Annotated in this window: 25 protein-coding genes; 15 read left to right on the forward strand and 10 right to left on the reverse strand. The window is 58.4% G+C overall.

The window, feature by feature from the left end; genetic code table 11:
- Position 1: 1 nt before the first annotated feature.
- From murC to lpxC, 6 genes are all read left to right on the forward strand, one after another.
- Positions 2-1,414, forward strand: a complete 1,413-nt coding sequence (gene murC / locus F568_RS0107970) for a UDP-N-acetylmuramate--L-alanine ligase (protein ID WP_051087943.1) — start codon at positions 2-4, stop codon at positions 1,412-1,414.
- Positions 1,411-2,358, forward strand: coding sequence for a D-alanine--D-alanine ligase (locus F568_RS0107975; RefSeq protein WP_019018195.1), 948 nt, complete (start codon positions 1,411-1,413; stop codon positions 2,356-2,358). Before murC ends, F568_RS0107975 begins: the two co-directional genes overlap by 4 nt.
- Positions 2,359-2,362: 4 nt before the next feature.
- The gene (locus tag F568_RS0107980; RefSeq protein WP_019018196.1) at positions 2,363-3,085 is read left to right on the forward strand and encodes a cell division protein FtsQ/DivIB; all 723 of its coding nucleotides are present in this window, start codon (positions 2,363-2,365) and stop codon (positions 3,083-3,085) included.
- 206 nt (positions 3,086-3,291) lie between these two features.
- Entirely contained in the window at positions 3,292-4,569 is a 1,278-nt protein-coding gene (gene ftsA, locus F568_RS0107985; RefSeq protein WP_019018197.1) for a cell division protein FtsA, read from the forward strand.
- Between the two features lie 37 nt (positions 4,570-4,606).
- Positions 4,607-5,770, forward strand: a complete 1,164-nt coding sequence (ftsZ, locus tag F568_RS0107990; RefSeq protein WP_019018198.1) for a cell division protein FtsZ — start codon at positions 4,607-4,609, stop codon at positions 5,768-5,770.
- A gap of 114 nt (positions 5,771-5,884) precedes the next feature.
- Positions 5,885-6,799, forward strand: coding sequence for a UDP-3-O-acyl-N-acetylglucosamine deacetylase (gene lpxC / locus F568_RS0107995; protein WP_019018199.1), 915 nt, complete (start codon positions 5,885-5,887; stop codon positions 6,797-6,799).
- A 63-nt stretch (positions 6,800-6,862) separates the two neighbouring features.
- Here the strand turns inward: lpxC and F568_RS0108000 are convergent, their stop codons facing one another.
- Positions 6,863-7,336 (reverse strand): DUF721 domain-containing protein, encoded by a 474-nt coding sequence (locus F568_RS0108000; protein ID WP_040476029.1) that lies wholly within the window; start codon positions 7,334-7,336, stop codon positions 6,863-6,865.
- 65 nt (positions 7,337-7,401) lie between these two features.
- Here F568_RS0108000 and F568_RS0108005 point away from each other — a divergent pair, with 65 nt between their 5' ends.
- The 4 genes from F568_RS0108005 to F568_RS0108020 all read left to right on the forward strand — a co-directional run bounded on the left by F568_RS0108005 (position 7,402) and on the right by F568_RS0108020 (position 12,864).
- The gene (locus F568_RS0108005; RefSeq protein ID WP_019018201.1) at positions 7,402-7,749 is read left to right on the forward strand and encodes a hypothetical protein; all 348 of its coding nucleotides are present in this window, start codon (positions 7,402-7,404) and stop codon (positions 7,747-7,749) included.
- Positions 7,750-7,817: 68 nt separating this feature from the next.
- On the forward strand, positions 7,818-10,544 hold the full coding sequence (gene secA, locus F568_RS0108010; protein ID WP_019018202.1) for a preprotein translocase subunit SecA: 2,727 nt from the start codon (positions 7,818-7,820) through the stop codon (positions 10,542-10,544).
- 130 nt (positions 10,545-10,674) lie between these two features.
- A complete protein-coding gene (gene argJ / locus F568_RS0108015; RefSeq protein WP_019018203.1) occupies positions 10,675-11,889 on the forward strand; it encodes a bifunctional glutamate N-acetyltransferase/amino-acid acetyltransferase ArgJ in 1,215 nt (404 codons plus the stop codon).
- Positions 11,890-11,916: 27 nt separating this feature from the next.
- A complete protein-coding gene (locus F568_RS0108020; RefSeq protein WP_026300407.1) occupies positions 11,917-12,864 on the forward strand; it encodes a Nudix family hydrolase in 948 nt (315 codons plus the stop codon).
- 208 nt (positions 12,865-13,072) lie between these two features.
- Here the strand turns inward: F568_RS0108020 and yacG are convergent, their stop codons facing one another.
- The 5 genes from yacG to pilB all read right to left on the reverse strand — a co-directional run bounded on the left by yacG (position 13,073) and on the right by pilB (position 18,029).
- The gene (gene yacG / locus F568_RS0108025; RefSeq protein ID WP_019018205.1) at positions 13,073-13,315 is read right to left on the reverse strand and encodes a DNA gyrase inhibitor YacG; all 243 of its coding nucleotides are present in this window, start codon (positions 13,313-13,315) and stop codon (positions 13,073-13,075) included.
- 11 nt (positions 13,316-13,326) lie between these two features.
- Positions 13,327-13,947 (reverse strand): dephospho-CoA kinase, encoded by a 621-nt coding sequence (gene coaE / locus F568_RS0108030; RefSeq protein WP_019018206.1) that lies wholly within the window; start codon positions 13,945-13,947, stop codon positions 13,327-13,329.
- Positions 13,948-14,008: 61 nt separating this feature from the next.
- A complete protein-coding gene (locus tag F568_RS0108035) occupies positions 14,009-14,875 on the reverse strand; it encodes a prepilin peptidase (protein WP_019018207.1) in 867 nt (288 codons plus the stop codon).
- Positions 14,876-14,895: 20 nt separating this feature from the next.
- Positions 14,896-16,143 (reverse strand): type II secretion system F family protein, encoded by a 1,248-nt coding sequence (locus F568_RS0108040; RefSeq protein WP_019018208.1) that lies wholly within the window; start codon positions 16,141-16,143, stop codon positions 14,896-14,898.
- Between the two features lie 71 nt (positions 16,144-16,214).
- A complete protein-coding gene (gene pilB, locus F568_RS0108045) occupies positions 16,215-18,029 on the reverse strand; it encodes a type IV-A pilus assembly ATPase PilB (RefSeq protein ID WP_083932999.1) in 1,815 nt (604 codons plus the stop codon).
- A 602-nt stretch (positions 18,030-18,631) separates the two neighbouring features.
- Between pilB and F568_RS26045 the strand changes: the two genes are divergently transcribed.
- Entirely contained in the window at positions 18,632-19,012 is a 381-nt protein-coding gene (locus tag F568_RS26045; protein WP_019018211.1) for a pilin, read from the forward strand.
- Between the two features lie 163 nt (positions 19,013-19,175).
- Positions 19,176-19,352, forward strand: coding sequence for a hypothetical protein (locus tag F568_RS0108060; protein ID WP_229804149.1), 177 nt, complete (start codon positions 19,176-19,178; stop codon positions 19,350-19,352).
- 140 nt (positions 19,353-19,492) lie between these two features.
- Here F568_RS0108060 and F568_RS0108065 read toward each other — a convergent pair whose 3' ends face one another.
- Positions 19,493-19,792 carry a hypothetical protein gene (locus tag F568_RS0108065; RefSeq protein WP_019018213.1) on the reverse strand — a complete coding sequence of 100 codons (300 nt, stop codon included), beginning with the start codon at positions 19,790-19,792 and terminating at the stop codon, positions 19,493-19,495.
- 503 nt (positions 19,793-20,295) lie between these two features.
- Here F568_RS0108065 and F568_RS0108070 point away from each other — a divergent pair.
- Complete coding sequence (locus F568_RS0108070; RefSeq protein WP_189459571.1) at positions 20,296-20,787, forward strand: response regulator transcription factor; 492 nt, start codon at positions 20,296-20,298, stop codon at positions 20,785-20,787.
- Between the two features lie 44 nt (positions 20,788-20,831).
- On the opposite strand, the gene F568_RS0108075 is transcribed toward F568_RS0108070, so the two are convergent.
- Positions 20,832-21,995: a cation diffusion facilitator family transporter gene (locus F568_RS0108075; RefSeq protein ID WP_019018215.1), complete on the reverse strand. Its 1,164-nt coding sequence runs from the start codon at positions 21,993-21,995 to the stop codon at positions 20,832-20,834.
- 79 nt (positions 21,996-22,074) lie between these two features.
- Here F568_RS0108075 and F568_RS0108080 point away from each other — a divergent pair, with 79 nt between their 5' ends.
- Positions 22,075-23,556 carry a TrkH family potassium uptake protein gene (locus tag F568_RS0108080; RefSeq protein WP_019018216.1) on the forward strand — a complete coding sequence of 494 codons (1,482 nt, stop codon included), beginning with the start codon at positions 22,075-22,077 and terminating at the stop codon, positions 23,554-23,556.
- Between the two features lie 190 nt (positions 23,557-23,746).
- On the opposite strand, the gene F568_RS0108085 is transcribed toward F568_RS0108080, so the two are convergent.
- Positions 23,747-24,910, reverse strand: coding sequence for a 1-acyl-sn-glycerol-3-phosphate acyltransferase (locus F568_RS0108085; RefSeq protein ID WP_026300410.1), 1,164 nt, complete (start codon positions 24,908-24,910; stop codon positions 23,747-23,749).
- Positions 24,907-25,836 carry a recombination-associated protein RdgC gene (locus tag F568_RS0108090; protein ID WP_019018218.1) on the reverse strand — a complete coding sequence of 310 codons (930 nt, stop codon included), beginning with the start codon at positions 25,834-25,836 and terminating at the stop codon, positions 24,907-24,909. The genes F568_RS0108085 and F568_RS0108090 overlap by 4 nt, the downstream gene beginning before the upstream one ends.
- 194 nt (positions 25,837-26,030) lie before the next feature.
- Here F568_RS0108090 and F568_RS0108095 point away from each other — a divergent pair, with 194 nt between their 5' ends.
- A complete protein-coding gene (locus F568_RS0108095; RefSeq protein ID WP_019018219.1) occupies positions 26,031-26,465 on the forward strand; it encodes an acyl-CoA thioesterase in 435 nt (144 codons plus the stop codon).
- Positions 26,466-26,557: the final 92 nt, after the last annotated feature.

A 26,557-nucleotide genomic window follows, 5' to 3' on the forward strand; every position in this document is an offset into this window, starting at 1 on the left:
TATGCGCCGTATCCAGCGTATTCATTTTGTCGGTATTGGCGGTGCCGGGATGTGCGGTATCGCCGAAGTGCTGGTCAACCAGGGCTATCAGGTCAGTGGTAGTGACCTCAAGGAGTCGGTCGTCACTACCCACCTGCGCGATTGCGGCATTAGGGTCGATATCGGGCATGCGACAAGCAATGCCGAGAATGCCGATGTAGTTGTAGTGTCGACTGCGGTCGATGCCAGTAACCCTGAAATCGCCTGGGCGCGTAAGCATCGCGTGCCGGTCGTGCGACGGGCGGAAATGCTGGCCGAGCTGATGCGCTTCCGGCATGGTATCGCCGTTGCCGGCACCCATGGCAAGACAACCACGACAAGTCTGACAGCCACCTTGCTCGCAGAAGGTGGGTTCGACCCCACATTCGTCATCGGGGGCAAACTGACCAGTGCCGGGACCAATGCGCGCCTAGGTGAAGGCGATTACCTGGTTGCCGAGGCCGACGAGTCAGACGCCTCCTTTCTGCATCTGCAGCCTATGGTATCGATCGTTACCAATATCGATGCCGACCATATGGCGACCTATGCCGGAGATTTCGCCAAGCTGAAGGATACCTTCATCGAGTTTCTGCATAACCTGCCATTCTACGGTATGGCCGTGTTGTGTCTCGACGACGACAATGTGCGTAACCTGCTTCCCCGCGTGCAGCGTCAGTTCGTCACTTACGGTTTCAGTCAGGATGCAGATTACAGGATCACCGAGTTCGTTCAGGAGGCGGGAGAGGTCCGATTCACCGCAGTGCGGCCCGAGGGTTATGCTCCCTTGGCGGTACGCTTGGCCATGCCCGGCGAGCACAACGCTCTGAATGCGTTGGCAGCCATTGCAGTGGCGACCGATGCGGGCGTTGACGACGACGCCATCCAGCAAGGGCTGGCCGGCTTTGCGGGTGTCGGGCGTCGCTTCCAGGTACATGGCGATTATGCACTGCCGCATGGCGCAGGCGAGGTCATGCTGGTCGACGACTATGGACATCATCCACGCGAAGTCGAGATGGTGATTCGAGCCGTTCGTGCGGGTTGGCCAAAGCGTCGCCTGGTAATGCTCTATCAGCCGCACCGTTACTCCCGTACCCACGATCTCTACGAAGACTTCGTACGTGTGCTGTCCGGCGTCGATACCTTGCTGCTGCTCGATGTCTATAGCGCAGGTGAGTCGCCCATTCCCGGCGCCGAGGGGAGAACTCTGGCGGGGTCGATTCGCCAGCGCGGCCAGGTGGATCCGATTTTTGTCGAGCATAAGGACGAACTACCCAGACTACTTGCGCATGTACTGCGTGATGGCGATATCCTGATCACGCAGGGTGCCGGAGATGTCGGTGGTATTGCTATTTCGCTGGCAGCGAGCCGGCTTAGGCTTGATGAGGTGGAACTATGAGCCGCAACCTGCATGAAAGTAATGCATTGGGCCCGTCTCAGTTCGGTCGGGTAATTGTGCTGTATGGTGGCGACTCGGCAGAGCGGGAAGTGTCCCTGGTCAGTGGTGCCGCCGTTCTGGCCTCTCTGCAGCGCAGTGGCATCGATGCTCGCGGGTACGACCTGGCAGCAGGTGGGCTGAGTGGTCTCGAGGCGCTGGCCCCAGATCGGGTTTTCATAGCCATGCACGGCAGGGGTGGGGAAGACGGCACCTTGCAAGGGGCATTGGAGCTGCTGGGTATCCCCTATACAGGCAGTGGCGTGCTGGCCTCGGCACTCGGCATGGACAAGCAGCGTACTAAGCAGGTCTGGCAAGCGATGGGCTTGCCGACCCCGGAAAGCATTACGCTGTCTTCAGAAGCAAACTGGGAGGCAGTCGTCGAGCGACTTGGCCTGCCGATGATCGTCAAGCCAGTGCATGAAGGCTCGACCCTTGGCATCACGATTGTCGATGATCTCGAGGCGCTAAAATCCGCCTACCAGGAAGCCGCACGCTATGACGCGGCGGTGATGGCTGAGCGCTTCATCCGTGGTGAGGAATATACCGTCTCGTTGCTCGGCGATGACGAATTGCCTGCCATTCGTGTCGAAGTTCCCAGTGGTTTCTACGATTACGAGGCCAAATATCATTCCAACGAAACGCTTTATCATTTGCCTTGTGGTCTTGATGAGCCAACCGAGCGGGTATTGGCAGCGCTATGTCGGCAGGCCTTCGATGCGATTGGCGGCCATGGCTGGGGGAGAGTAGACGTGATGCGTGATGCTCAAGGCCAGTTCTGGTTGTTGGAGGTCAACACCGTTCCCGGCATGACCGACCACAGTTTGGTGCCGCAGTCGGCTGCGCACGCCGGTCTTGGGTTCGACGCGCTGGTGCTGCGCATTCTCGCTACGTCACTGGAGCGCTGATAGCATGGCCTCGGCCGGATCTCGCGGCTCACTCCTTGGGTTGGTTTTGCTGCTGATACTGCTGGGAGCCGGTGGGCGGACCCTTTGGTTGTGGTTGGACCGGCCGGTCGAACGTGTATCGATTCGCGGTGAACTGGAATATGTAAGCGCTAGCTACCTGAGGGAGCAACTGGCACCGCTGGTGCGCGGCCAGACGTGGCTGACGGTGGATCTCAAGGCGCTGCGCGAACAGGCACGGGCCATCGATTGGCTGGCTGAGGTCAGAGTTTCGCGCCACTGGCCGGATGCCTTGACCTTCGAGCTTTACGAACAGGAGCCGGTCGCGCGCTGGAACGACAACCTGCTGCTTAATCCGCGTGGCACACCCTTCCGGCGTGGCGAGGTAGATGTACCAGATGACTTGCCCGATCTGGCGGGGCCAGAGGGCAGTGGCGCCGAAGTCCTGGCGCTTCTCGATCAGTTACAGAGTGGCCTTGCCCCGTTGGGCCTGAATGTTACCCAACTACGCCTGGAAGACCGGGGAGCTTGGCGTTTCCAGGTCAACGACGGTGTCTGGGTCATGCTTGGTCGCAATCAGCGCGATACGCGCCTGGCCCGCTTTGCAGTTGCCTGGCAGCGTCAACTTGGTGAGCAATCTTCGCAGATTCGCTATATCGACTTGCGCTACCCTAACGGCGTTGTCGTAGCCTGGCATGGCGAGACAAATGTCGAGGTTTCGGAAGGATAGTAACGTTAGCGTTGCTTTTTTTAACGCGAGAGCCCGCCAGCAAAGGTGTCGAGGTATTTCTTTCAACAAAAAATCCCCGTATTCTGTTGCTGACTTTGAGTATGGGCTGGTTAAATAATAATTATTGTTTACTTAATTGGCCAAAATACCTTATTTAGTAAATCAGTGGTTCAAATATTGTGAAGATCGAGGAGTGACCCCGACCCATGGCAGGACAATCCAATGCTTCCAATATGGTCGTCGGGCTGGATATAGGAACATCCAAGGTAGTAGCTATCGTTGGCCAGCCAAATGACGATGGCGGGTTGGAGATTGCCGGGATCGGTTCCCATCCTTCGCGCGGAATGAAAAAGGGTGTGGTCATCAATATCGAATCCACGGTGCAGTCCATTCAGCGTGCCGTGGAAGAAGCCGAACTGATGGCCGGTTGTGACATCCACTCAGTTTATGTCGGGGTGGCGGGCAGCCATATTAGTTCGATGAATTCCGATGGTGTCGTCGCGATCAAGGACCGTGAAGTCACGCCGTCGGACATCGACCGTGTCATCGACTCTGCCCGGGCGAGGGCCATTTCCGAAGGGCAGCGCATCTTGCATGTGCTACCTCAGGAATTTGCCATCGATACTCAGGAAGGCATTCGCGAGCCGTTGGGCATGTCCGGCGTTCGGCTAGAGGCCAGAGTTCATCTGGTGACGGCTGCCCTGAATGCCGTGCAGAACATAGAAAAATGCGTGCGGCGTTGCGGACTTGAGGTGGATGCCATCATTCTTGAACAACTCGCCTCGAGCCATGCGGTCCTTACCGAGGACGAGCGAGAGTTGGGCGTCTGCATGGTTGATATCGGTGGCGGTACGACCGATATCGCCGTGTTCACCGAAGGTGCTATCCGTCATACGGCCGTCATTCCGATTGCCGGTGATCAGGTAACCAACGATATCGCCATGGCGTTACGCACGCCGACGCAATATGCCGAGGATATCAAGGTCAAGTACGCCTGTGCGCTGACCCAACTGGCCTCGAGCGATGAAATGATCAAGGTTCCCAGTGTGGGTGACCGCCCGGCCCGAGATCTGTCTCGCCAAGCCTTGGCCGAAGTGGTCGAACCTCGTTATGAGGAACTGTTTACTTTGGTACGCGAAGAACTGCGACGCAGCGGTTACGAGGACCTCGTGGCGGCGGGTGTAGTACTCACTGGAGGAACGTCGCGTATGGAAGGGGTGGTCGAACTGGCCGAAGAAATCTTCCATATGCCGGTACGTATCGCCTGCCCGCAGAACGTTCGCGGTCTGGCTGACGTGGTGCGTAATCCGATTTATTCCACGGGAGTGGGTTTGCTACTCTACGGAATGCGGGATGCCAGTAAGCAGGCCCAGAGCCGAGCGGTATCCGCCCAGCCCCGTAGAGAGGAAATCTCTCGGCGTGGTAGCAAGGATGGCATCTCGACGCTGGAACGGGTCAAGAGCTGGTTCAAAGGAAATTTCTGACAGGGGCCGCATCCATGCGGTCACAGGAGACGGGGCAATGTTCGAACTGGTAGATAATGCACCTTCCAGCAGCGCAGTCATCAAGGTGATCGGCGTTGGTGGAGGCGGCGGCAATGCCGTCAATCACATGGTCGAAAGCAACATCGAAGGCGTTGAGTTCATCTGCGCCAACACCGATGCGCAGGCGCTCAAGCGTGTTGCTGCCAAGACCGTTCTCCAGTTGGGTAGTGAGATCACCAAGGGGCTCGGTGCCGGTGCCAGCCCTGAAGTCGGCCGTCAGGCGGCGATGGAAGATCGCGACAAGATCGCTGAGCTCCTCCAGGGCGCCGACATGGTCTTCATTACTGCGGGTATGGGTGGTGGCACCGGTACCGGCGGGGCGCCTGTCGTCGCGCAGGTGGCAAAGGAACTGGGTATCCTTACCGTTGCCGTAGTGACTCGGCCTTTCCCCTTCGAAGGCCCTAAGCGCATGCGTGTGGCGGAAGAGGGTATGCGCGAGCTTTCAGAGCACGTCGACTCGCTGATTACCATTCCCAACGAGAAGCTGCTGGCGGTGTTGGGCAAGAGCGCCAGTTTGCTGACAGCCTTCAGTGCGGCCAATGATGTATTGTTGGGGGCCGTGCAAGGGATTGCCGAGCTGATCACCAGTCCTGGCATCATCAACGTCGACTTTGCCGACGTCCGTACAGTAATGTCCGAGATGGGCATGGCAATGATGGGTACTGGTGGAGCCACTGGCGAGAACCGAGCCCGTGAAGCTGCCGAAAAGGCGATCCGCAGCCCGCTCCTGGAAGATATCGATCTGCATGGTGCGCGAGGGATTCTCGTCAACATCACTGCTGGCCCCGATTTGTCGATCGGCGAGTTCAATGATGTCGGCGCGACCGTACAGGAGTTCGCTTCGCAAGATGCCACCATCGTGGTGGGGACTGCCATCGACATGGAAATGGCTGACGAGCTGCGTGTTACCGTAGTGGCAGCTGGCCTCGATGGTCGTAAGGAAAAGGCCGTGACCCGCGAGAGCGCCTCACGTCCAGAGACAACGGACTATCGCAAGCTGCAGCAGCCTACGGTCATGCGTCAGCAGGCGGCCAAGGCCGATCAGGACAATGCCGCCAAGGCGCGCCAGGAGAAGCGTAAGTCACAAGAGCTAGACGATTACCTCGATATCCCGGCTTTCCTGCGGCGTCAGGCCGATTGAGTTGTGCTATCGGAGCCATAGTGATGGCCGGACGACGAAATTTTGTTTAAACAGTCGTTTGATGGTATAGTGAACACTGTTTGACAACCTTTAGTGACAGCCTGGCCATTGCCCATGATCAAACAACGCACTCTCAAGAATACCATGCGCGCCACTGGCGTCGGTCTGCATTCCGGTGAGAAGGTCTACCTCACGTTGCGTCCGGCTCCGGTCAACACCGGGATCGTGTTCGTGAGAACCGATCTCGAGCCCGAGGTGCGCATACCGGCACGTGCCGAAAACGTCACCGACACTGTGCTGTGTACTGCCCTGTCCAGCAACGGTGCCAAGGTGGCTACGGTTGAACATCTAATGTCCGCGTTCGCCGGCCTGGGTATCGACAATGCGATTGTCGAGCTCAGTGCACCGGAGGTGCCGATCATGGATGGAAGTGCAGGGCCTTTCGTCTTTCTTATCCAGTCGGCCGGTATCGAAGAGCAGAACGCAGCCAAGAAGTTCATCCGCATCAAGCGCGAAATTGGCGTGTGCGAAAACGGTAAGGAAGCGGTTTTTCTGCCTTATGACGGCTTCAAGGTATCGTTCTCCATCGATTTCGATCATCCAGTATTCGAGCATCAGAACCAGACCGCTGTAGTCGACTTCTCGACCACTTCGTTCGTCAAGGAAGTGTCACGAGCGCGTACCTTCGGCTTCATGCGTGATCTGGAGTTTCTGCGCTCACAGAACCTGGCGCTGGGTGGCAGCCTCGACAATGCCATCGTGGTCGATGAATATCGTATCCTGAACGAAGGCGGGCTGCGCTACGAGGATGAGTTCGTCAAACACAAGGTCCTCGATGCTATCGGCGATCTTTACCAGCTTGGTTACAGCCTGATTGGCGAGTTCCGTGGCGTAAAATCCGGTCACGCCCTCAACAACCAGTTATGTCGCGCCATGCAGGCCAACCCCGATGCCTGGGAAATCGTGACCTTCGAGGGTGAAGCCCAGAAAGCGCCGATCTCTTACGCAGCACCTGCCATGGCAGTTTAATTGCACCGTATTTGGTAAACCAGGCTTCGACGCCGACCCGAACGGGTCGGCGTTTTTTTATTCTCAGGATTTTCGCTCAGCATGAGCAGCCAAGCGCTCCAGCGAGCGACGCAGGCGCGGGTCTGTCGTATCGGCGGCACAACAAGAGATTTCATCGGCGGCACGTGATGAGAGCTTGCGATGCTGAGTGACCGGCAGCTTCGGTGGCGAGATAGGGCGGACCTTGAAAGTGAAGCCCAGAACGGCCTCGAACTCGGGCAATTGTCGCAGGAGTGCCAAGAGGCGTGCCTGCTCATAACGCAGCCAGGTTAACCAGGCGGCACGATCAGTAATCAGCGTTAGTTTGCCCTGACGATAACCCCCGACGAAAACATGCTCACGTACGTCCTCGGGCAGGTGCTGACGCAGATGCTGCTGGGCACGATCAATGACTCGGGCCATGCGCATCAGGCCGCTGAGCTCACCTGGCGCAGCTTGCGAACCGTCAAGCAGCCGGGTCATGGGCTGGGCGTAGAAACGCTTAGCCTTTATACTCATGGGCTTGCTCGCCACTTTGCGAATCGATAGCGGCAATCTAACACGCAAGGGAGTCCTTCAACAGCATGACCTGTGCCAACCCCTCAACGGCTCATGAGGAGCGCCCGACTCGCCGGCGGACACGTTGGTGGCTGGCGGGGTTGCTGGTCGGCTGCCTATTGCCGGCGGGGCTGGTACAGGCGGAAGCATTGCGCTTGGCGGAAAGGCTGACCCAGATCTGCCTGATGGCGCCCGACGCCATCCGTGCCCAGTCACGTCGAGTCGCGCGTCGCAAGGCACGACGCTCCCTCCCGCTACATGTCGCCCTGTCGCGTCGTCCCATTATTCCAGCCTGCCGGCCGGCTATGGGAATGCCCTGTGCCGGGCAGGATGTCCTGAACCGACGCGGTCCGCCGCAGGCTTTATTGGCCTGACGCCATCACGCGACCATGGCGGGATACCTCGATCTTCCGCCAGTACCTTTTCCGTTTCAGGACAACTTATGCTTAATACCGTTCTCCGTAAATTGGTCGGCTCCAGGAACGACCGCGAAGTCAAACGCATGGGCAAGCTGGTCAGCGAGGTCAATGCGTTTGAAGAAAGCACCCAGGCGCTGTCCGATGCCGACCTCCAGGCGCGTACCGAGCAGTTCCGCGAGCGTCTGCGTCAGGGCGAATCGCTCGACAAGCTATTGCCAGAGGCCTTCGCTACCGTACGCGAGGCCAGCCGTCGCGTGATGGGGATGCGTCACTTCGATGTTCAGCTGATCGGCGGCATCACTTTGCACCGTGGGCGTATCGCCGAAATGAAGACCGGTGAAGGCAAGACCCTCGTTGCTACCCTGGCCGTTTATCTCAATGCGCTTCCTGCGCGGGGCGTTCATGTGGTGACCGTCAACGATTACCTGGCGCGGCGCGACGCCGATTGGATGCGGCCTCTCTACGAATACCTCGGTCTCAGCGTCGGCGTAATCTATTCCGGCCAGACGTCGGGCCAGAAGCGCGAGGCTTATGCCTGCGATATTACCTATGGCACCAACAACGAGTACGGCTTCGACTATCTGCGCGACAACATGGCCTTCTCGCTCGAGGACAAGGTCCAGCGCGAGCTTCATTATGCGATTGTCGATGAGGTCGACTCGATTCTTATCGACGAAGCACGTACGCCGCTGATCATCTCGGGTCCGGTCGAGGAAAACACGCAGATGTATCAGGTCGTCAATCGCCTGGCGACCGAGCTCAAGCGCTGCGAGGACGAGGAAGACCCCTCGACCGGCGACTTTACCCTCGACGAGAAGCAAAAGCAGGTCGAACTCACCGAAGAGGGCCACCACAAGGTCGAGGAACTGATGCGCCGTCAGGGCCTGCTGAGCGAAGGCGATTCGCTGTATGCTGCCCAGAATCTCGGTCTCTTGCACCATATGCATTCGGCGTTGCGTGCACGCCACCTTTTCCATCGTGATGTGGATTACATCGTCAATGACGGCGAGGTGGTCATCGTCGACGAGCACACCGGGCGCAGCATGCCGGGGCGTCGCTGGTCAGAGGGTCTGCATCAGGCCGTCGAGGCCAAGGAAGGCGTAGCCATCCAGAAGGAAAGTCAGACCCTAGCGTCGACCACCTTCCAGAACTATTTCCGTCTCTACGAGAAGCTGTCCGGCATGACCGGGACCGCCGATACCGAGGCGTTCGAGTTCCGTCAGATTTATGGCCTGGATGTCACCGTCATCCCGACCAACAAACCCATTACCCGTATCGATTACAACGATCTGGTGTATCTCTCCGCCGAAGAGAAGTTCGAGGCGATCATAGAGGACGTAAAGACCCAGCGCGAGGCCGGACGACCCATTCTGGTGGGTACCGCTTCCATCGAAACGTCGGAACTGCTGGCGGGGCTGATGAAGCAGGGCGGCATTCCGCACAATGTCCTCAATGCCAAGCAACACCAGAGCGAAGCCGAAATCATCGCCCAGGCTGGGCGGCCCGGTGCCGTAACCATCGCAACAAACATGGCCGGCCGTGGTACCGACATCGTACTAGGGGGCAACTGGGAAGCCGAAGTCGCCAAGCTAGACGATCCAACCCAGGCCCAGATCGACGAGATCAAGGCCGAGTGGCAGAAGCGCCATGATGCCGTGCTGGCGGCAGGGGGGCTGCATGTCATCGGCTCCGAGCGTCACGAGTCCCGGCGTATCGACAATCAGTTGCGCGGCCGGGCTGGCCGGCAGGGGGATCCAGGGTCGACGCGCTTCTTCCTGTCGCTGGAAGACAACCTCATGCGCTTGTTCGGTTCCGAGCGCGTTCAGCGTTTGATGCAGGCGCTGGGGCTGGAACGCGGTGAAGCCATCGAGCACAAGATGGTGTCCAATGCCGTCGAGCGTGCCCAGAAGAAAGTCGAAGGCCGTAACTTCGACATTCGCAAGCAATTGCTCGAGTACGATGACGTGGCCAATGATCAGCGCCGGGTAATATACGAGCAGCGCGACGAGATTCTCGGGGCCGAGGACGTTTCCCAGAACGTAGCCGGCATTCGCGAGGAAATTCTCAATGGCACCATCAGCGACTACGTGCCGCCGCAGAGTCTGCCCGAGCAATGGGATCTCGATGGGCTTCAGCAGGTGCTCAAGACGGAATTCAATCTCGATGTGCCGCTGCAGCAATGGGCTGAAGAAGATGAGAACTTCCACGAAGAGGTGCTGCGCGAGCGGCTACAGAACAGTCATCGTGAGGTCTATGCCGCCAAGGTCGAAGCCATCGGCGAGGAGCTGATTCGCCGCTTCGAGAAGCAAGTCATGCTCCAGGTGCTCGATACCCGCTGGAAAGAGCATCTGCAGTCGATGGACCATCTGCGTCGCGGGATCCACCTGCGCGGTTATGCTCAGAAGAACCCCAAGCAAGAGTACAAGCGCGAAGCCTTCGAACTGTTCCAGGCGCTTCTCTTCAACATCAAGCACGACGTCACGCGCATACTCAGCCACGTTCAGGTGCGTCGCGAGGAAGAAGTCGAGGAACTCGAGCGCAAGCGCCGCGACACTCTCGAGCGCGAACGCGCCACAGCGCAACAGACTCGGGAAGATTCAGCTCGTGAAGACGCTGCCAGCGAGGTCGACGAAGGGGCCCAGGACGACAGGCAGACTGTGCGTCGAGAAGGACCCAAAGTAGGGCGCAACGACCCGTGCCCGTGCGGATCGGGTAAGAAGTACAAGCAGTGTCATGGCAAGCTAGCCTAGGGGATTGGGGGCTATTGCGCTCGGCAATGCGGCGTGTTTCGCCTTGCCTTGCACGTGCCCCCAAATGCGTTCTGGTGCATTCGGGTAAATCGGGTTTCGGTAAGTTCCGAATTGAATAGGGAGTTAGCAAATGGCGGTAGGGCAGGCGTATTTTCCCGAAATGCCGGTCATCCAGGGCGTTCGGCTGGGCTCAGCCAAGGCGGGCATCAAAAAGCCGGGACGTCGCGATCTGGTAGTGATCGAGGTTGCCGAGGGTAGCCGCGTCGCCGGAACGTTTACTCGCAATGCCTTCTGTGCCGCCCCGGTACATGTCGCACGGCGCCATCTGGCACACGGCGGGACGCGTTACCTGCTAATCAATACCGGCAACGCCAATGCCGGGACCGGCGAGAGCGGCATGCGGGATGCCGAGGCATGCTGCCAAGCATTGAGTGAGTTGACCGGCACGTCGGCCGAAGCCGTGTTGCCATTCTCTACCGGTGTGATCGGTGAGCCATTGCCGGTTGAACGACTCCGTGCCGGGCTTCCGGAGGCAGTTTCGTCACTGAACGATTCAGGCCAGGCATGGCGACTCGCGGCAGAGGGTATTCTGACCACCGACACGCGGGCCAAGGGAGCCACTGCCACCTGCGACATCGATGGCCAGGTCGTGACGATCAACGGGATCAGCAAGGGCTCCGGTATGATCAAGCCCAACATGGCTACCATGCTGGGGTTCGTGGCGACCGATGCCGATATCGATCAGGCGTTGCTGGAGTCCCTGCTGCGTGACGGTGTTGATCGTTCCTTCAACTGCATCACGGTCGATAGCGACACCTCGACCAACGATGCCTGTATGCTGATCGCCACGGGACGCAGCGCGCGCGTAGCGAGCGACGAAGCGATTGCTGAGTTCCGGGCCGCTCTCGATCGGGTGCTCATCGAATTGGCCCAGGCCATCATTCGTGACGGTGAGGGCGCAACCAAGTTCATCACGCTTGACGTCTCTGAGGCGCGTTCACGTCAGGAAGCGCTGGATGTGGCGTTTACCGTGGCGCATTCTCCCCTGGTTAAAACTGCGCTCTATGCGTCCGATGCCAACTGGGGGCGTATTCTCGCCGCAGTGGGGCGGGCCCCAGTGGAAGATTTCGACGTCGGGCGCGTAGCAATCGATCTTGGCGATGTGCGGTTGGTAGAGAATGGCGGGCGTGCCGCCAGCTATAGTGAGCAGGCCGGCACCACTGTCATGGCCCAGGAAGAGATCGCTATCCGCATTCGCCTGGGGCGGGGCGACTTCACCGCCACGGTCTGGACCTCCGATCTCTCACATGAATATGTCAGCATCAATGCCGACTACAGAAGCTGAACAGACGCTGAAAGGTAATTTCGCATCATGATCAAACGAAGGGTACACGTGGCGGCAGCCGCCATTTTCAGCAGCGATGGTCAGGAAGTTCTGCTCGCCCGACGTCCCTCCACGGTCGACCAGGGTGGCCTGTGGGAGTTTCCCGGTGGCAAGTTGGCCCCATTCGAGACGGGGTTCGAAGCGCTGAAGCGGGAACTGCACGAGGAACTGGGCCTGTCCATCGAGCGTGCCCAGCCACTGATTCGCGTGCATCACGAGTATCCCGACAAGCATATTCTGCTCGATGTCTGGCAGGTTCATGCGTTCAGTGGCGAGCCCTATGGGCGCGAAGGGCAGGCGGTACGCTGGGTGCCCATGGGGGAGCTTTTCAATTACCCCTTCCCGGCAGCGAATCTACCGATTCTGCGCGCTGTCATGCTGCCTACCGAGTACTTGATTACCGGTGAGGAAAGCGACGACGAGACCTTCCTGACCAAGCTTGAACGTGCGCTGATCGAAGACAAGGTACGTCTGGTGCAACTTCGTGCCAAGAACCTTGATGAAGCCGCCTATCTGCAGCGTGCCGAAAAAAGCCTTGAGCTATGTCGCCGTTACCAGGCGCGGTTATTGCTCAATGGCGAGCCTCGGCTACTGGACACAGTCGATGCCGACGGCATCCACCTGACCAGCGAGCGGCTGATGTCGCTCGAACGTCGTCCAATCCCGGAAGGCAAATGGCAGGCAGCTTCGACCCACGACCGCGCCCAGCTCGAGCAGGCTGCTCGCATCGGTTGCGATTTCGTGACTTTGTCGCCACTGCGCACCACGCCGACCCATCCGGATGCCATGCCGTTGGGCTGGCATGACTTCCAGCAAATGGTCGAGACTGCCGGTATGCCGGTATTCGCCTTGGGAGGAATGACACGTCACGATGCGAACCATGCAAGAGCCGTTGGAGCGCAGGGGATCGCGTCGATCCGCGATTTCTGGAAATAGAACCTGTCCGAAAGGCCTGCGCTCGCCAATACATTGTTGGAAAAAGCCTCAAGCTGCTGATTTATTCCAGTAAATTCCGCACTTCCGGCTTTTTCCGCCTACTCCTGGCATCGCTCGTCAGCTTTTTCAGCAAGTAAGGAAATGGCCATGGTTACTACGGTAATCATGGCCATTTCTTTTTGACTTGGGAGGCTTGGTGCGGAAGCGCTTAAGTGTTTCCACCGCGTTCCAGGCGGTCGATCAGCTCGTCGAGGTCGGCTTCGTCCATGGCGGGTTCGCCGGCAATCCGGTGGGACTCGTCGGCCCAGGCGCCCAGATCAAGCAGGCGGCAGCGCTTGGAACAGAATGGCCGATAAGGGTTGTCCGTAGACCAGACCACCTTGGTGCGGCACTGAGGGCAGGCGACCTCCAGCGGACGTTCGTTCGATGCGTTGTGGTTTGAATCAGTCATGGTCACTCTTGTTAAGCAGGAGTTGAGGCGGCCAGCTGTCGATAGCGCCGATCCAGCTCAGCGACCTGACGCGCCAGATCGTCGTGGCTGCCTTGATTGTCGATTACGTCATCGGCACGCGCCAGGCGTTCGGTCCGGGGCATCTGTGCCCGGATGATCGCCTTTACCTGCGCTTCCTCTACCGTATCGCGACCCACGGTGCGCGAGATCTGCAAGGCTTCCGGAACGTCGATGATCAGGCATCGGTCTACCAGCTTATGCTGTCCGGACTCGAATAGTAGCGGTGATACCAGAAGGTGGTAGGGGCCACCGCTAGCACGCATGTCTGCCAGGTAATGCTCCAGCCGCTGACGTATGCGGGGGTGAGTCACGGATTCCAGCCAGCGACGCTCACTCTCGTCGGCAAAGACGAGCGCGCGTAGCGCGCGCCGGTCTAGGCGGCCTTCGCTATCGATGACCTCGGGCCCGAAGCGCTCGGCAATATCGGCCAGGGCGGGCTCGCCGGGCTCTACGATTTCCCGGGCGATGATGTCAGCGTCCACCCAGGGAATTCCCAGCTTGGCGAACTCGAGCGCCACGGCGCTTTTGCCCGAAGCGATGCCGCCCGTCACGCCGATGGTCAAGGGACGCATGAGGTCTCCGTCATAGGCTGATAGATTGCACTAAGAAAATGCTGAATGTACTAGTAGGATCCTAACCGAGCAGGATGGCTTGATAAACGGCCATTAGCGGTGCGCCGAAGAGTAGCGCAATCCAGCCAGCCATGGCCAGGAACGGGCCGAACGGCATTGGCATGCCCCGCAGCCGGGGAATCGTTACCTGTGCCAGGATGCCGACCACGGCCCCCGCTCCGGCTGAAAGGATCAGCAGCAGGGGGAGCATCTCCCAGCCCGTCCAGGCGCCCAGCGCTGCCAGCAACTTGAAGTCGCCGTAGCCCATTCCCTCCTTGCCGGTCGCCAGCTTGAACAGCCAGTAGAAGCCCCACAGCACGAGATAACCGGCTACGGCACCGATCACGGCACTCTCCAGCAGCAATGGCTGGAACATGACCTGGTACAACAGGCCCAGCCACAGTAGCGGCAAAGTCAGCACGTCGGGGAGCAGTTGGGTACGTAGGTCGATTATCGCTAGAGCGAGCAGAATCAGGCAGGCCGCCAGCACGAACAGGCTCGCCAGATTGGCCCCGTAAAGTGCCACCACAGCTACGGCCAGCGCCCCGCCAGCCAGCTCGACCAATGGATAGCGAATGCTGATCGGCTTGGCGCAACTCGCACAGCGCCCGCGGCGCTTCAGGTAGCCGAACAGGGGAATATTGTCATGCCAGGCAATCGGCTCACCGCACCGCGGGCAACTGGAACGTGGCGTGGCCAGATTGACTTTCGGCAGCGCCGACCCCGGCTCCTCAGCCGGTAACTCCAGTGCTTCACGCGCCTCGGCACGCCATTGCAGCATCAGCATCGCCGGCAGTCGGGCAATCACGACGTTCACGAACGACCCGAGGGCCAGACCAAGGATAACTACCAGCGGCCACAGCAACAGTGAAGGAAGCGTCAATGCCAAGAAAACTCCTTAGGTAGGGATTAGATGGCAGTGCCTAGCTCGAAGATAGGTAGATACATCGACACCACTAATCCTCCGACAAGCACTCCCAGCACCACGATGATAAACGGTTCGAGCAGCGAGGTCAGCGCGTCCACCTTGTTGTCGACCTCTTCCTCGTAGAAGTCGGCGACCTTGTTGAGCATGGCGTCCAGCGAACCGGCTTCTTCGCCGATGCCGACCATCTGCACTGCCAGCGCCGGGAACAGGTTGACGTTGCGCATGGCGAAGTGCAACTGCTGGCCGCTAGAGACATCCTCGCGCACCTGCTGAACGGCACGTTCATAAACCTTGTTGCCGGCAGCGCCGGCAGCCGTATCCAGTGCATCCACCAGCGGCACGCCGGCACCGAAAGTGGTTGCCAGAGTGCGTGAATAGCGTGCCACCGACGACTTGTCGAGAATGTTGCCGATGACTGGCAAACGCAGCACCAACTGATGCATACGATAGGCAAAGCTTTCCGAACGCTTGATGCCCTGGCGAATCGCAACGATCCCGGCGATCAAGCCACCTAACCCCCACAGCCAATACTGCTGAGCGAACTCTGACAGGGCGATGGTCATGCGTGTCATCGCTGGTAGCTCGGCCCCGAAGCCCTGAAACAGGCTTTCGAACTGGGGCACGACCTTGATCAACAGCAGGGCGGTGACGGCGATGCCAACGGTTATGACCGCCGCCGGGTAGTACATCGCCTTGCGTACACGGCCCTTGAGGGTTTCGATCTTCTCGCGGTAAGAGGCCACGCGGTCGAGCATGCGATCCAGCGAGCCCGACTGCTCGCCGGCCTCGACCATGTTGGTGAACAACCGGTCGAAGTGCTTGGGATGCTGGCGTAGCGCCTCCGAAAAACTGGAACCGGCGGAGACGTCATTGGCGAGTTTCTGCACCAAGCTGCGCATGGCCGGATTGTTCAGGCTCTCGGCAACCACATTGAAGGCTTGCAGCACCGGCACGCCGGCACGGATCATGGTCGCCATTTGGCGTGCAAACAACATGACATCACGAGACTTAATGCGCCCACCGCGCCCGAACAGGCTACTCTTGCGGCGGATGCTCTTGACGATGATGCTCTGACCCGACAGCTCGCGCTCCACTTCGCCACGGTGGCTGGCGACGATTTCTCCACTCACGGGTTTGCCGCGGCTGTTCTTGCCAGTCCAGCGCCAACGGTACAGCTTGTTCTGCTCCCGCGACTTGTAGCCGCGCGAGGCACGGACGGATGTCACCATAGTGTCCCCTGCGATGATGCCTGGCTCGTGTCGGCAGGCTTATTATCTTATCGGCCAAACCCTCTGGGGGTTCAGTCCTTGGTGATACGGTTAATCTCTTCCAGGCTGGTAATGCCGGACAACACCTTGAGCAGGCCGCTACGCCTCAGGTCCGGATGGCCTTCATGTCGTGCCTGGGCGGCAAGCTCCAGCGAATTCCCTTCTTGCATGATCAACCGGCTAATTGTCTCACTGACCGGCACCACCTCATAGATACCCACGCGTCCCTTGTAGCCCAATGTGCACTGGCGGCAGCCGACCGGGTGGAAAAGGGTAGCGTCATTCAGCTCTTCATCGCTGAAACCTTCCTGTACCAGCACCTCACGAGGGATTTCCGACGGCTGCTTGCAATGCGGGCACAGTTTACGCGCCAGGCGCTGGGCGATAATCAACGACACCGAGCTGGCTATGTTGAACGGCGCGACACCCATGTTGCGCAGACGGGTCAGCGTCTCGGCGGCGGAGTTGGTGTGGACGGTAGAGAGTACGAGGTGCCCGGTTTGCGAGGCCTTCACGGCGATTTCCGCGGTTTCCAGGTCACGTATCTCACCAACCATTACCACGTCCGGGTCCTGACGCAAAAAGGCACGCAAGGCGCTGGCGAAATCGAGACCGATGCGTGGCTGGACATTGACTTGGTTGACGCCGGGCACCTTGATTTCCACCGGGTCTTCGGCGGTCGAGATGTTGCGCTCCGCCGTGTTCAGGATGTTGAGCCCGGTATAAAGCGTGACGGTCTTGCCGCTGCCTGTCGGGCCTGTGACCAGGATCATGCCCTGGGGCTGGTCCAGGGCGTGCTCGTACATTGTTTTCTGTTCTGGTGTGAATCCCAACGCATCGATCCCCAGGCGAGCGGTAGCAGGGTCGAGGATACGTAGCACGACCTTCTCGCCATACACCGTGGGTAGCGAATTGACGCGGAAATCGATGGAGCGGTTTTTAGATAGGCGCAGCTTGATCGCGCCGTCCTGCGGCAGGCGGCGTTCGGAGATATCCAGCCGCGACATGATTTTGAGACGCGCGGCAATCCGGGTGCGCATGGCAAACGGGGGGCGGGCAACCTCGAGCAGGATACCGTCGATACGAAAGCGGATACGAAAGCTCGACTCGTAGGGCTCGAAATGGATATCCGACGCGCCCCGCTGAATGGCGTCGATCAGGATCTTGTTGACGAAGCGCACCACTGGCGCATCGTCACTGGACGCGGTGATCGCCGTGTCCTCGGCCTCGCTCAGCTCATCCTCGAAAGCCAGCTCGCCGATGGCATCGCTGCCGCCATCGAGCTGTTCCAGCATGTGGTTGGTGTCGGACTGGGCGAGATAGCTCTCCAGGGCTGGACCGAGCTGGTCCACCGAGGCAAGCACACCCTCCACCGACAGGCCGGTGGCGAACTGCAACTCGTCGAGCAGGGCCAGTGACGACGGGAAGGGGACGGCGACCGTTAGCCGATGCTCGGTGCGCATCAATGGCATGATCTTGTGACGGCGCAGAATCTTTTCCGGCATGTCACGGGCCGGGGGGAGGGCATCCAGTCGCAGTGCATCCAAGTCGATCATCGGCAGGCCGTACTCGTGGGCGGCGACTTGGGTGGCGTCGCGCGCATTGACCAGGCCATTATCGATGATCTGCTGCAGCAGGGACTCCTCGCTCTCGCGGTTCTCCTGCTCGGCGCGTCGTGCGGCCGCCTCGCTGAGCAGACCTTCCTTCACCAGCCGCCGCGACAGGCCACTCAATGACTCGCCACTCGAGGAAGACGTCCTGACCAGGGGAGGCTCCCTGTCGCGTTGCAAGGCGTCGTCGTCGGTGTCGCTGAGCGAGGAGTAGGGCGGCTGATGAGATGACGTCATAGGCTGGAGTTGGTCACTGCAGAGGACGAGGCTTAGTAAAGGGAGCTTGTCGGCGATTCTTCTGTACCCGAATTCTAGCGTCAACGGCTGGGGGCAATCATCCCGGCGGCAGTCAACGCCAAGTGATTTGACAGTATCCCCTTGTGGTCATTAACACTGTTATTTAATGTAACGTTATACTCAAGCCTGAGGAAAAATACTCAGCCTGGGGTATGTGTTGCTGCTGGCAACGAGGATTACGAGCCCCATACCGGCGGCCAGTGACTCGCATTGCTGGGTGGTAACGGGGGCATGTCAGCGGCTGTAGGCGCGAGGCGGTAGTAAACCCGCAAAAAGACGCGGGTTCCGTGCGGTAAATGAGCGTTTGATGGCCACGATTTTGCCTTATGGTTTGTTCGAAAGGGCGCAAGGCATTGTCCGACAGGCCGGTGATGAAGCGGCGCGGCGTATGACAGGGCAGGCCCGGTGCCAGCACGAAAACGTTGAAGCCAAGCGGTACACGCCAGCAACGAAATGAGATAGGTTCTCGCCACGCCTGAGTTACAGGCTCGGCAACCGAAGAACGACTGACAGGGCGCAAAGGCCCTTACAGAGGAATGACGATGAAAAGAAGCATGGGAATAAACATGAAGGGACAGGGCGGTTTTACTCTGATCGAGCTGCTGATTGTGGTGGCGATTATCGGGATTCTCGCTGCGGTCGCGATTCCTAGGTACCAAGATTACGTACAACAATCGGCTATTAATGCATGTGAGGCTGAACTATCAGCTTTGAGAACACCTTATTCATTGTATTTGGCAAATGGTGGGGATTCCGATACAACATCAACGGATGGAGACTTCATTTTCCCATCTGGTGATAACTCTGCTTGTACTGGTCATGCATACGCTAATGATCAACTTACAGCGAGCGCAAAGGACAACGCCACCACTACCGTGTCAGTTGCTTTATATCAGGGCGATACCAATAATATTCTGAACTAAGTAAATTGAGGCGGTTATTAACCGCCTCAATTATATAAGGTAATTGACCGATTTTGGTTAGGAGGAGAAGTTGGCTGTATTTAAGGTTAGCTACGAACCCTACTTTCCTAAGAAAAACATAGCTTTTTATGAGGTCCTAGCCTCCTATCCTCATGTTCACATCATGGACTCTTTCTGGCTAATCGAGGCCGATAGCGATGCCAAGACGATACGTGACGAGCTGCACGTACACCTCGAAGGTGGCGATGTATTGTTCGTGGCTCAGGTGAGTAAGGATTGGGCGGGGGCGGGGACTCAATGCGAACAGTGGCTGAATGCGTCCAACAGGAAATACGCTTGAGTAAAATTTCGATTCCAGGCGACTCAACTCTTATATAGCCTGGAATCGATATCTTGATAACGTCGGTCGCTATTTTTCTTGGCTTTCTTCGTTTTTATTACTCGCCTGTCTCTAACTTTTCATCCCTTTGAACACCGCTTTTAGTAAAGCGCCTGCTCCTCGTCTACCACTTCCTTGAGAATCTCCAGATATAGCCGGTCGGCCTCGGAGTGCTCGTTCGGATCCTCGGGGATATGCACGCTCGTAGTATCCGAGATGTCGTTGGCGATTCTGGCCATGACCTCGCGGTCGTTGCTACGCCCCGATTCGGCCTGCTCCTGATAGGCACGACGGGCGATCTCCAGCGAGCGTTCCAGAATCTGCGGGTCTTGCAGCAGTTTCTTGATGAAACCACGCAGTTCGTTGATGACGCGAACTTTCTGCATTTCGGAGCTGGCCATATATCCTCCCGGTTGGTTGACTAAGGTCGTTCTGAAAAGTACCTGCGTTTGCCCCATGCTGAGTTAAAAATTGGCTCAGAATGCTCATTTACTTCCGTAAACTTCGCTTCTTTTTCAATTTTTGCCTTGTCTGGGGTTCGCTCGTGGACTTGTCAGGCAAACTTTGCATGGAAGATAGCATGCCCGCCCCTTAAGCGTCAGCGCTGTTAATTTAGTCGCTCAACATGTTAGGTGACTAACAAGATCACTATATTGCCTGTTAACCCTGTGGTTACTTTGTGTTACAAAAATGAAAAGTTAGTCCATGTAATTGAATGGCCTAGGTAGGGCGAGGATCAGCCCAGCCATCCTGATAAGCGAGAACAGCGCAATAACGGACTATGAAACGACATCTCTTCGTAAGCCAGGATGAAACCCTTGTTGCCCGTGCGTCTTCGGCTTTTCCCGATGCTCGACAGTGTACGTTGCGGCAGGCCCGCTCCCAGGCATGCAGGGGGGATCAGGTGTGGTTGCTAACCGAGGAGGAAGGGTGGGTCGATATGGTGGCGAGATTGTCGAAACGTGGCGTTTTAATGGTAACGCTGGCTTATCGACCCGATGCACGACAGGCCTTGCTGGCATTAGATGCAGGCGCAAGGGCCTATGTGCCCGCAATGGCGCCGCTCCCGTTATTGGCGCAAGTCGCTTTGGTAACCGCCAATCAAGGGTTATGGATTTGGCCGGAATTGCTGCCGCAGATGGTTGGTTGTGCCTGCCGTATGTTGCAGGAGAAAACTCCTGCAAGTAATAGTGTCTTGTCGTGCTTGACGGAACGGGAGTGCGACGTGGCCTTGGCGGTGGCGGCAGGCAAAAGTAACAAGGAAGTCGCGAACGAGCTGGGCATTGCCGAACGTACGGTCAAGACTCACTTGGGCGCTGTATTTCGCAAGCTTGGCCTGCGGGATCGTATGCAATTGGCGGTGACGCTGTCGGGCAAGTCGACCGAAGCACTCTAAAGGGGCTTGGCTTGTCCGTTTGGCGTCGCTCAAGATCCACGGTTTCATGCCTTGCCTGGCCCCTGCCAGATACGCAGACGGCCAAGCCAGGGTAGGGAGGTGCCAGCTTCGCGTAACTGACGGGCTTGTTCATCGAGGCCGGGATGACTGTCGAGAGCAGGCATATATAAAGAGACGTCGATCTGATTGTCCAGGTAATGAAGATCGAGCGCGACACGGCGTTGCCATGCTTCGATATTATGCCAGGCCGTGTCCAGTGCTGCTTCTACCTCGGAGCGTAGTGGCTGTTCAGGCAGTTGGGTAGGGTCATCGAGATCCGAATCGTCCTGTGGGTCGATGTGAAAGGTCACGTCGGACAGGCTGGGGAATGCCTGATTCAATTCACGACAGACCTGGTTGCCGATCTCATGAGCTTCCGAGACGGTAACGCGCGGCGCTACAACGATATGCAGATCAAGCAGCACCTGCCCGCCAATGGTCCGAGTGCGCAGTTGATGGACGCCGCGAACGCCATGTACCTGACGTGCCAGGGCACGCATCTGTTTCTGTTCCTCTTCGGGTAGTGCCGTGTCGATCAACTCGCGTACCGCCTCCCAAATCAGCGCTCCGCCGATCTTGCCGATCAAGAGTCCCACAGTGACAGCGGCCAGGGCGTCCAGCCAACCTGCCCCGAATTGGGCACCGACCAAGCCTATCAGTACGACGACCGTCGATAGCGCGTCGCTGCGAGAATGCCAGGCATTGGCAGCGAGCAGGCGGGAGTCGAGGCGTTTCGCGATTCGTAGGGTATAACGGAAAATCCACTCTTTGCCGATAATACCAATGCCTGCAAGACCAATCGCCCAGATGCCAGGCGGCAAGATGGTGACTCCTGCCATTAGGCGCGTCAGGCTGGCCCAGGCAATGCCGCCTGCCACAAAGATCAGAACGCTGCCCAGCAGCAGGGTGGCAAGGGTTTCGATGCGTCCATGGCCGTAAGGGTGGTTGCGATCCGGTGCCTGACGGCCAAAGTGTGTGGCTACCAGTACCAGGGCGTCGGTGGCCAGGTCGGAAAAAGAGTGCACGCCGTCAGCGATCAGTGCGGCCGAGCCGACGAGATAGCCGACAGTGACTTTGGCGATGCCCAGTAGTGTATCGACCACGGCACCGATCAGAGTGACCTTATGCGCTTCGCTGGTCTCGGCTTGGTGGCGGCCGGGTTCATACATCGGCGAAAACTCCAAGAATATAAGAAAACTCTACGCTATAGTTGCCGCCGGCCATTACATACGCAAGGGAAGAGAACGCATGGCCTCGTTTCGTTTGCCACTCCGGCATGCCATGGTGAGTTGGGCGCCAGTGCTCAAGGTGTTGGCCGTGCTCTGGCTGGTACTCGCGTCGTTCATGGTGCTGCCGTGGTTGGTATTGTTGCTTGAGCGGGACCCGGATGCCTGGGCCTTCGGGTGGTCAATACTGATCGTGATGACGTCCGTCTTTCTGGGGTGGTCCCTGACACACCGAGTCTCGATCGAGCTCAAGCCGCGTCACATGTTTGTCCTGACGACCCTGAGCTGGGTTTCGATTTGCGGATTCGCCAGCCTGCCGCTCATTCTGGGGGCGCCGCAGCTCTCGTTCACCGATGCCGTGTTCGAGTCGGTGTCGGCCATTACCACGACCGGTTCGACGATCCTGGTGGGAATCGAGCGCCTATCAGATGGCCTGAAGTTATGGCGGGGCATGATGCAGTGGTTGGGGGGCATCGGCATCATAGTCATGGCGATCGCCATCCTGCCTTTTCTCAAGGTCGGCGGCATGCGTCTCTTCCAGACCGAATCCTCCGACTGGTCCGATAAGGTCATGCCACGGACCGGTGGTATCGCCAAGGCCACCATGACGGTCTATGGTGGCCTTACACTGGTAGCCATCTTCAGTTACTGGCTGGGTGGAATGCTGCCGCTTGATGCCGTGGTGCACGGCATGACTTCGCTCGCTACGGGCGGTTTTGCCAATTCGGATGCCTCGTTCGGTGCTTATGCGGATAAGCCTGTGCTGCTGTGGCTGGGGTCGCTTTTCATGCTCAGTGGCGCGCTGCCCTTCGTACTTTACATTCGCAGTGTTCGCGGCTCGCCATCGGCGTTATGGCGCGACCAGCAGGTTCGTGGTCTGTTATGGCTGCTGCTATTGGTCATCGCGCTATTGACAGGGTACCTGATTGCCAAGGGCGCACCGGCGTTCGACGCGCTGACCCAGGTCACGTTTAACGTCGTGTCGGTAGTTACCACGACGGGGTACGCTTCCGGTGATTACACGCTGTGGGGCCCCCTTGCGGTGGCAGCGTTCTTCTACCTGACTTTTGTCGGAGGCTGCAGTGGCTCGACCAGTGGTGGCATGAAGATATTCCGCTTTCAGGTCGCGATGGTTATGCTATTCAACCAGTTGCGGTTTCTGGTCCATACCAACGGCGTCTTTGCCCAACGCTACAATGGCACTGTCCTGACCGACGAAGTTGTGCGCGGCGTCATCGCCTTCTCGTTTTTCTTCTTTCTGACCGTCGCCGGATTGGCCCTGGCCCTTGCGATGCTTGGACTGGACTTCGTGACGGCACTGTCCGGGGCGGCCACAGCGGTTGCCAACGTCGGCCCAGGGTTGGGCGACATCATTGGACCGGCAGGCAACTTTGCGACCTTGCCCGACGCTGCCAAGTGGTTGCTATGTGTGGGGATGCTGATGGGACGCCTGGAGATCTTGACGGTCCTGGTGTTACTGACTCCGATGTTCTGGAGAAAGTGAACGGAACTGGCTGTACTCGGCCATACTTCGTTAGCAGTCAGTTCGTTCGTGAGTCCAACCCCGGCGTCCCAACGAAATGCTCACTTAACAGCTAGTGAGCTCGCGTGCGGGACCAGTCCGCTTTTCACTGATTTTGCCTAGGCTATACGCCCCGGGCTGGCGCTCGTCATTTCTTTAGCGCGCTTCGTTGTCAGTCGCTGCGGATCCGGCCTGCGCGGTTGAGAATGGGGTTGGCGTATTGGGCTAGCCACCAGTCGCGCAGTTCGCTGGGTACTTCGTTGAGGCGAGCAGTGAATCGCTCACGATCAGCGCTTGTGACCTCGCCCAGGTCGAGAAGATCGGGGGCCTCGCCGCTGGCCTCGAGTGCCAGTTCGTGGCTGGGGAAGGTGTGGTAGCCACCCAACACCTGGCGGTTGATCTCCTCGGCGACTTGCTCCGGCGTATCGAAGTCGGCAGTCAAAGGGGTGCCGAAGGTCAGCTTGATGCGGCCCTTGGCACCGGTAATGCCGGTGACGATCGAGCGAATGTCCTCGAAATCGGCTTTTTCATAACGCCCCTCGGTATGCACGGCATACAGCTCACGTGCCTTCTGCACATCGCAGGGGTCGTATTCGTAGCTGATCGATACCGGCACCATATGCAGTTCACGGATGGCATCGCCCAGGCTGGCTTCCTTGTCCTGCTGGCGGCGCGCCATGGTGAGCATCTTGATGATTGCCGGATCGGCTTGATCAATACCGTCCTTGGCGCGGCCTTCACGCTGGGCCAGCCACACCGAGTGGTTATCGACGGTAATCGAATATTGAATGTACCGCGAGAGTGCCTGGTAGGCGGCGAGCATGGCCCGCTTGCCCTTGGCGCTACGGGGGACGATAAAGCTCTTGTTAAGGCGCATCAGGTCGGTGACGTAGGGTTTTTGCAGCAGATTGTCACCGATGGCGATACGCACCGTGTTGCGGCCGGCCTGATAGAGCGCGAAGTTGACGAATGCCGGGTCGAGCGCGATATCGCGATGATTGCCGATGAACAGGTAGGCCTGGTCGGGGTCGAGCTTATCGAGACCCTCTACCTCGAAGGCGTCGGTAGTCTTGGCAATCATATGCCGCATATAGTCGGCGATGCGATTCTGAAGCTTGGCCACGCTATCCACGCCACGCATCTGGCGTGACAGGGCGCGGCCTGCGAGAAAGCGGGCCAACCACGGGGTATAACGCGCCATCCGAGGTAGCCTATAGCGCGTAATGGCGTCGAGGAACTCGTTATTGTGTGCAAGCCGCGCAAGTACCTCGGCGACTTCGTCGTCGTGGTAGGGACGGATGTTTTCGAAGTTTTCCTGGGATAGCTGATTTGTCATGGCGTCGGCGTGGCGGGTGTGGCTTCGCCACCCAGCCATTCGATAAGTTGTTCGATAGTGTGTGAAAGTGATCGGGTCATCAGCGCGAAATCGGTCTCGAGGCGCAGGATGGGGTCGTCGCCATCATCGGTCTGGCTGGCTTCGTCGATCAGGGCGTCGGCAAAGCGCAGGCTCTTCAGGGCAAGGTCATCGGTCAACACCAGAGATAGCGACTCGTCGATAGTAAAGGCCAGCCGGGTTGCCTGACGTCCAGCCTCGAGCGCCGTCTGGATCTCTTCGCCATCGAGGTCGATTTGACGTCCGCGCAGCACGCTTTCGTCACCGCTGATGGCCTTGAGTTCGACCTGGTCACCCAGGACAAGGGCCGCCGGGCGCTTGTCCTGATCGCTGAGCCATTCCGTCATGGCGCGCATGGGCGTCGCCCGGGTGGCCAGTGGCGTTACTTTGAGACTGCCCAGGGTCTGGCGCAGCAGGTCGAGAACATCCTCGGCGCGCTTGCGGCTAGAGGCGTTGACGCCGATCAGGTGACGCTGGGTATCCCACCAAAGATCGATACGCTGAGTGCGCACGAAGGCGCGCGGCAGGAATTCCTCGTAGATCTGTTCCTTGAGGGTCTGCTTTTCCTGGCGGCGCAGCGGGCGCCCCTCGGCCTCTTCGCGTTCGGCGGCGCGACTTTCCATCTCTTCCTTGACCACCGAGGCGGGTAGTAGCCGCTCCTGGCGAAGAGCCGACATCAGGCGGTGACCTTGTATCTCGTGTAGATGCTGCTGACTGCCTCGGCCGGCTGGTGCACTCCAGCCCATGCGCTTGGCTTCAACGCTGCCTAGCGGACGAAAGGCCTGCTCATCGAGCGCCACGGCCAAATCGTCATCGCTTAGTGCTGGGGCGTCATGCACGCGGTAGAGATGCAAGTGCTTGAACCACATGGTGTCGTTCCGTTTGAAAGGAGGCACATTATGTCGAATAGCGCTGGAGGGTGCCAGTGGCATTCGGGTAATGGCAAGTGAGTCCATGCTTGTAAAGACGGTGCCTCAGTTTAAAACATCCGTTTGTTACTCGATGGCGATCTGACTAGAATCGAGTGTTGTTTTTACCCTTATATCAAAGGATCTTCCCGGCCATGGATCAACGTATCGCCCGCTCGACCGTGCGCGTGCGCGGCTTTCATCTTGATGGTTATGCCCACGTCAATAATGCACGCTACCTGGAGTTCCTCGAGGAAGGGCGCTGGGCCTATTTCGAGCAGCAGTTTGACCTGGCGGCCTTGTTCAATCAGGGGTTGGCAGTCGTGGCGGTCAATCTCAATATCAACTATCGGCGTGCCGCGGTCATGAATGATGAGCTGGAAATTCTCACCTCGCTGTCAAGATTGAACCATCGTAGCGCCGTCATGCATCAGGAAATCAATCGCGTCGATGGCGGAAAGCGCATTGCTGATGCCGATTTCACCTTCGTGCTGCTCGATAGTCGATCCGGCCGAACCATGAGTATCGAAGACGATCTGCGCGAGACGCTCAAGCCGTTGATACTCGAGCCCGAAAGTCGGCCAGGATGATCGCTCCGCGCGCTGCCTTAATCCTTCGCACAATGGTATAATCCGCCGATTACGATCTCTCCCGACTCGGAAGATCGGCCATCCCGTCTGCG

The organism is Modicisalibacter luteus DSM 23508 (assembly GCF_000378505.1).
Lineage (GTDB): Bacteria > Pseudomonadota > Gammaproteobacteria > Pseudomonadales > Halomonadaceae > Modicisalibacter > Modicisalibacter luteus.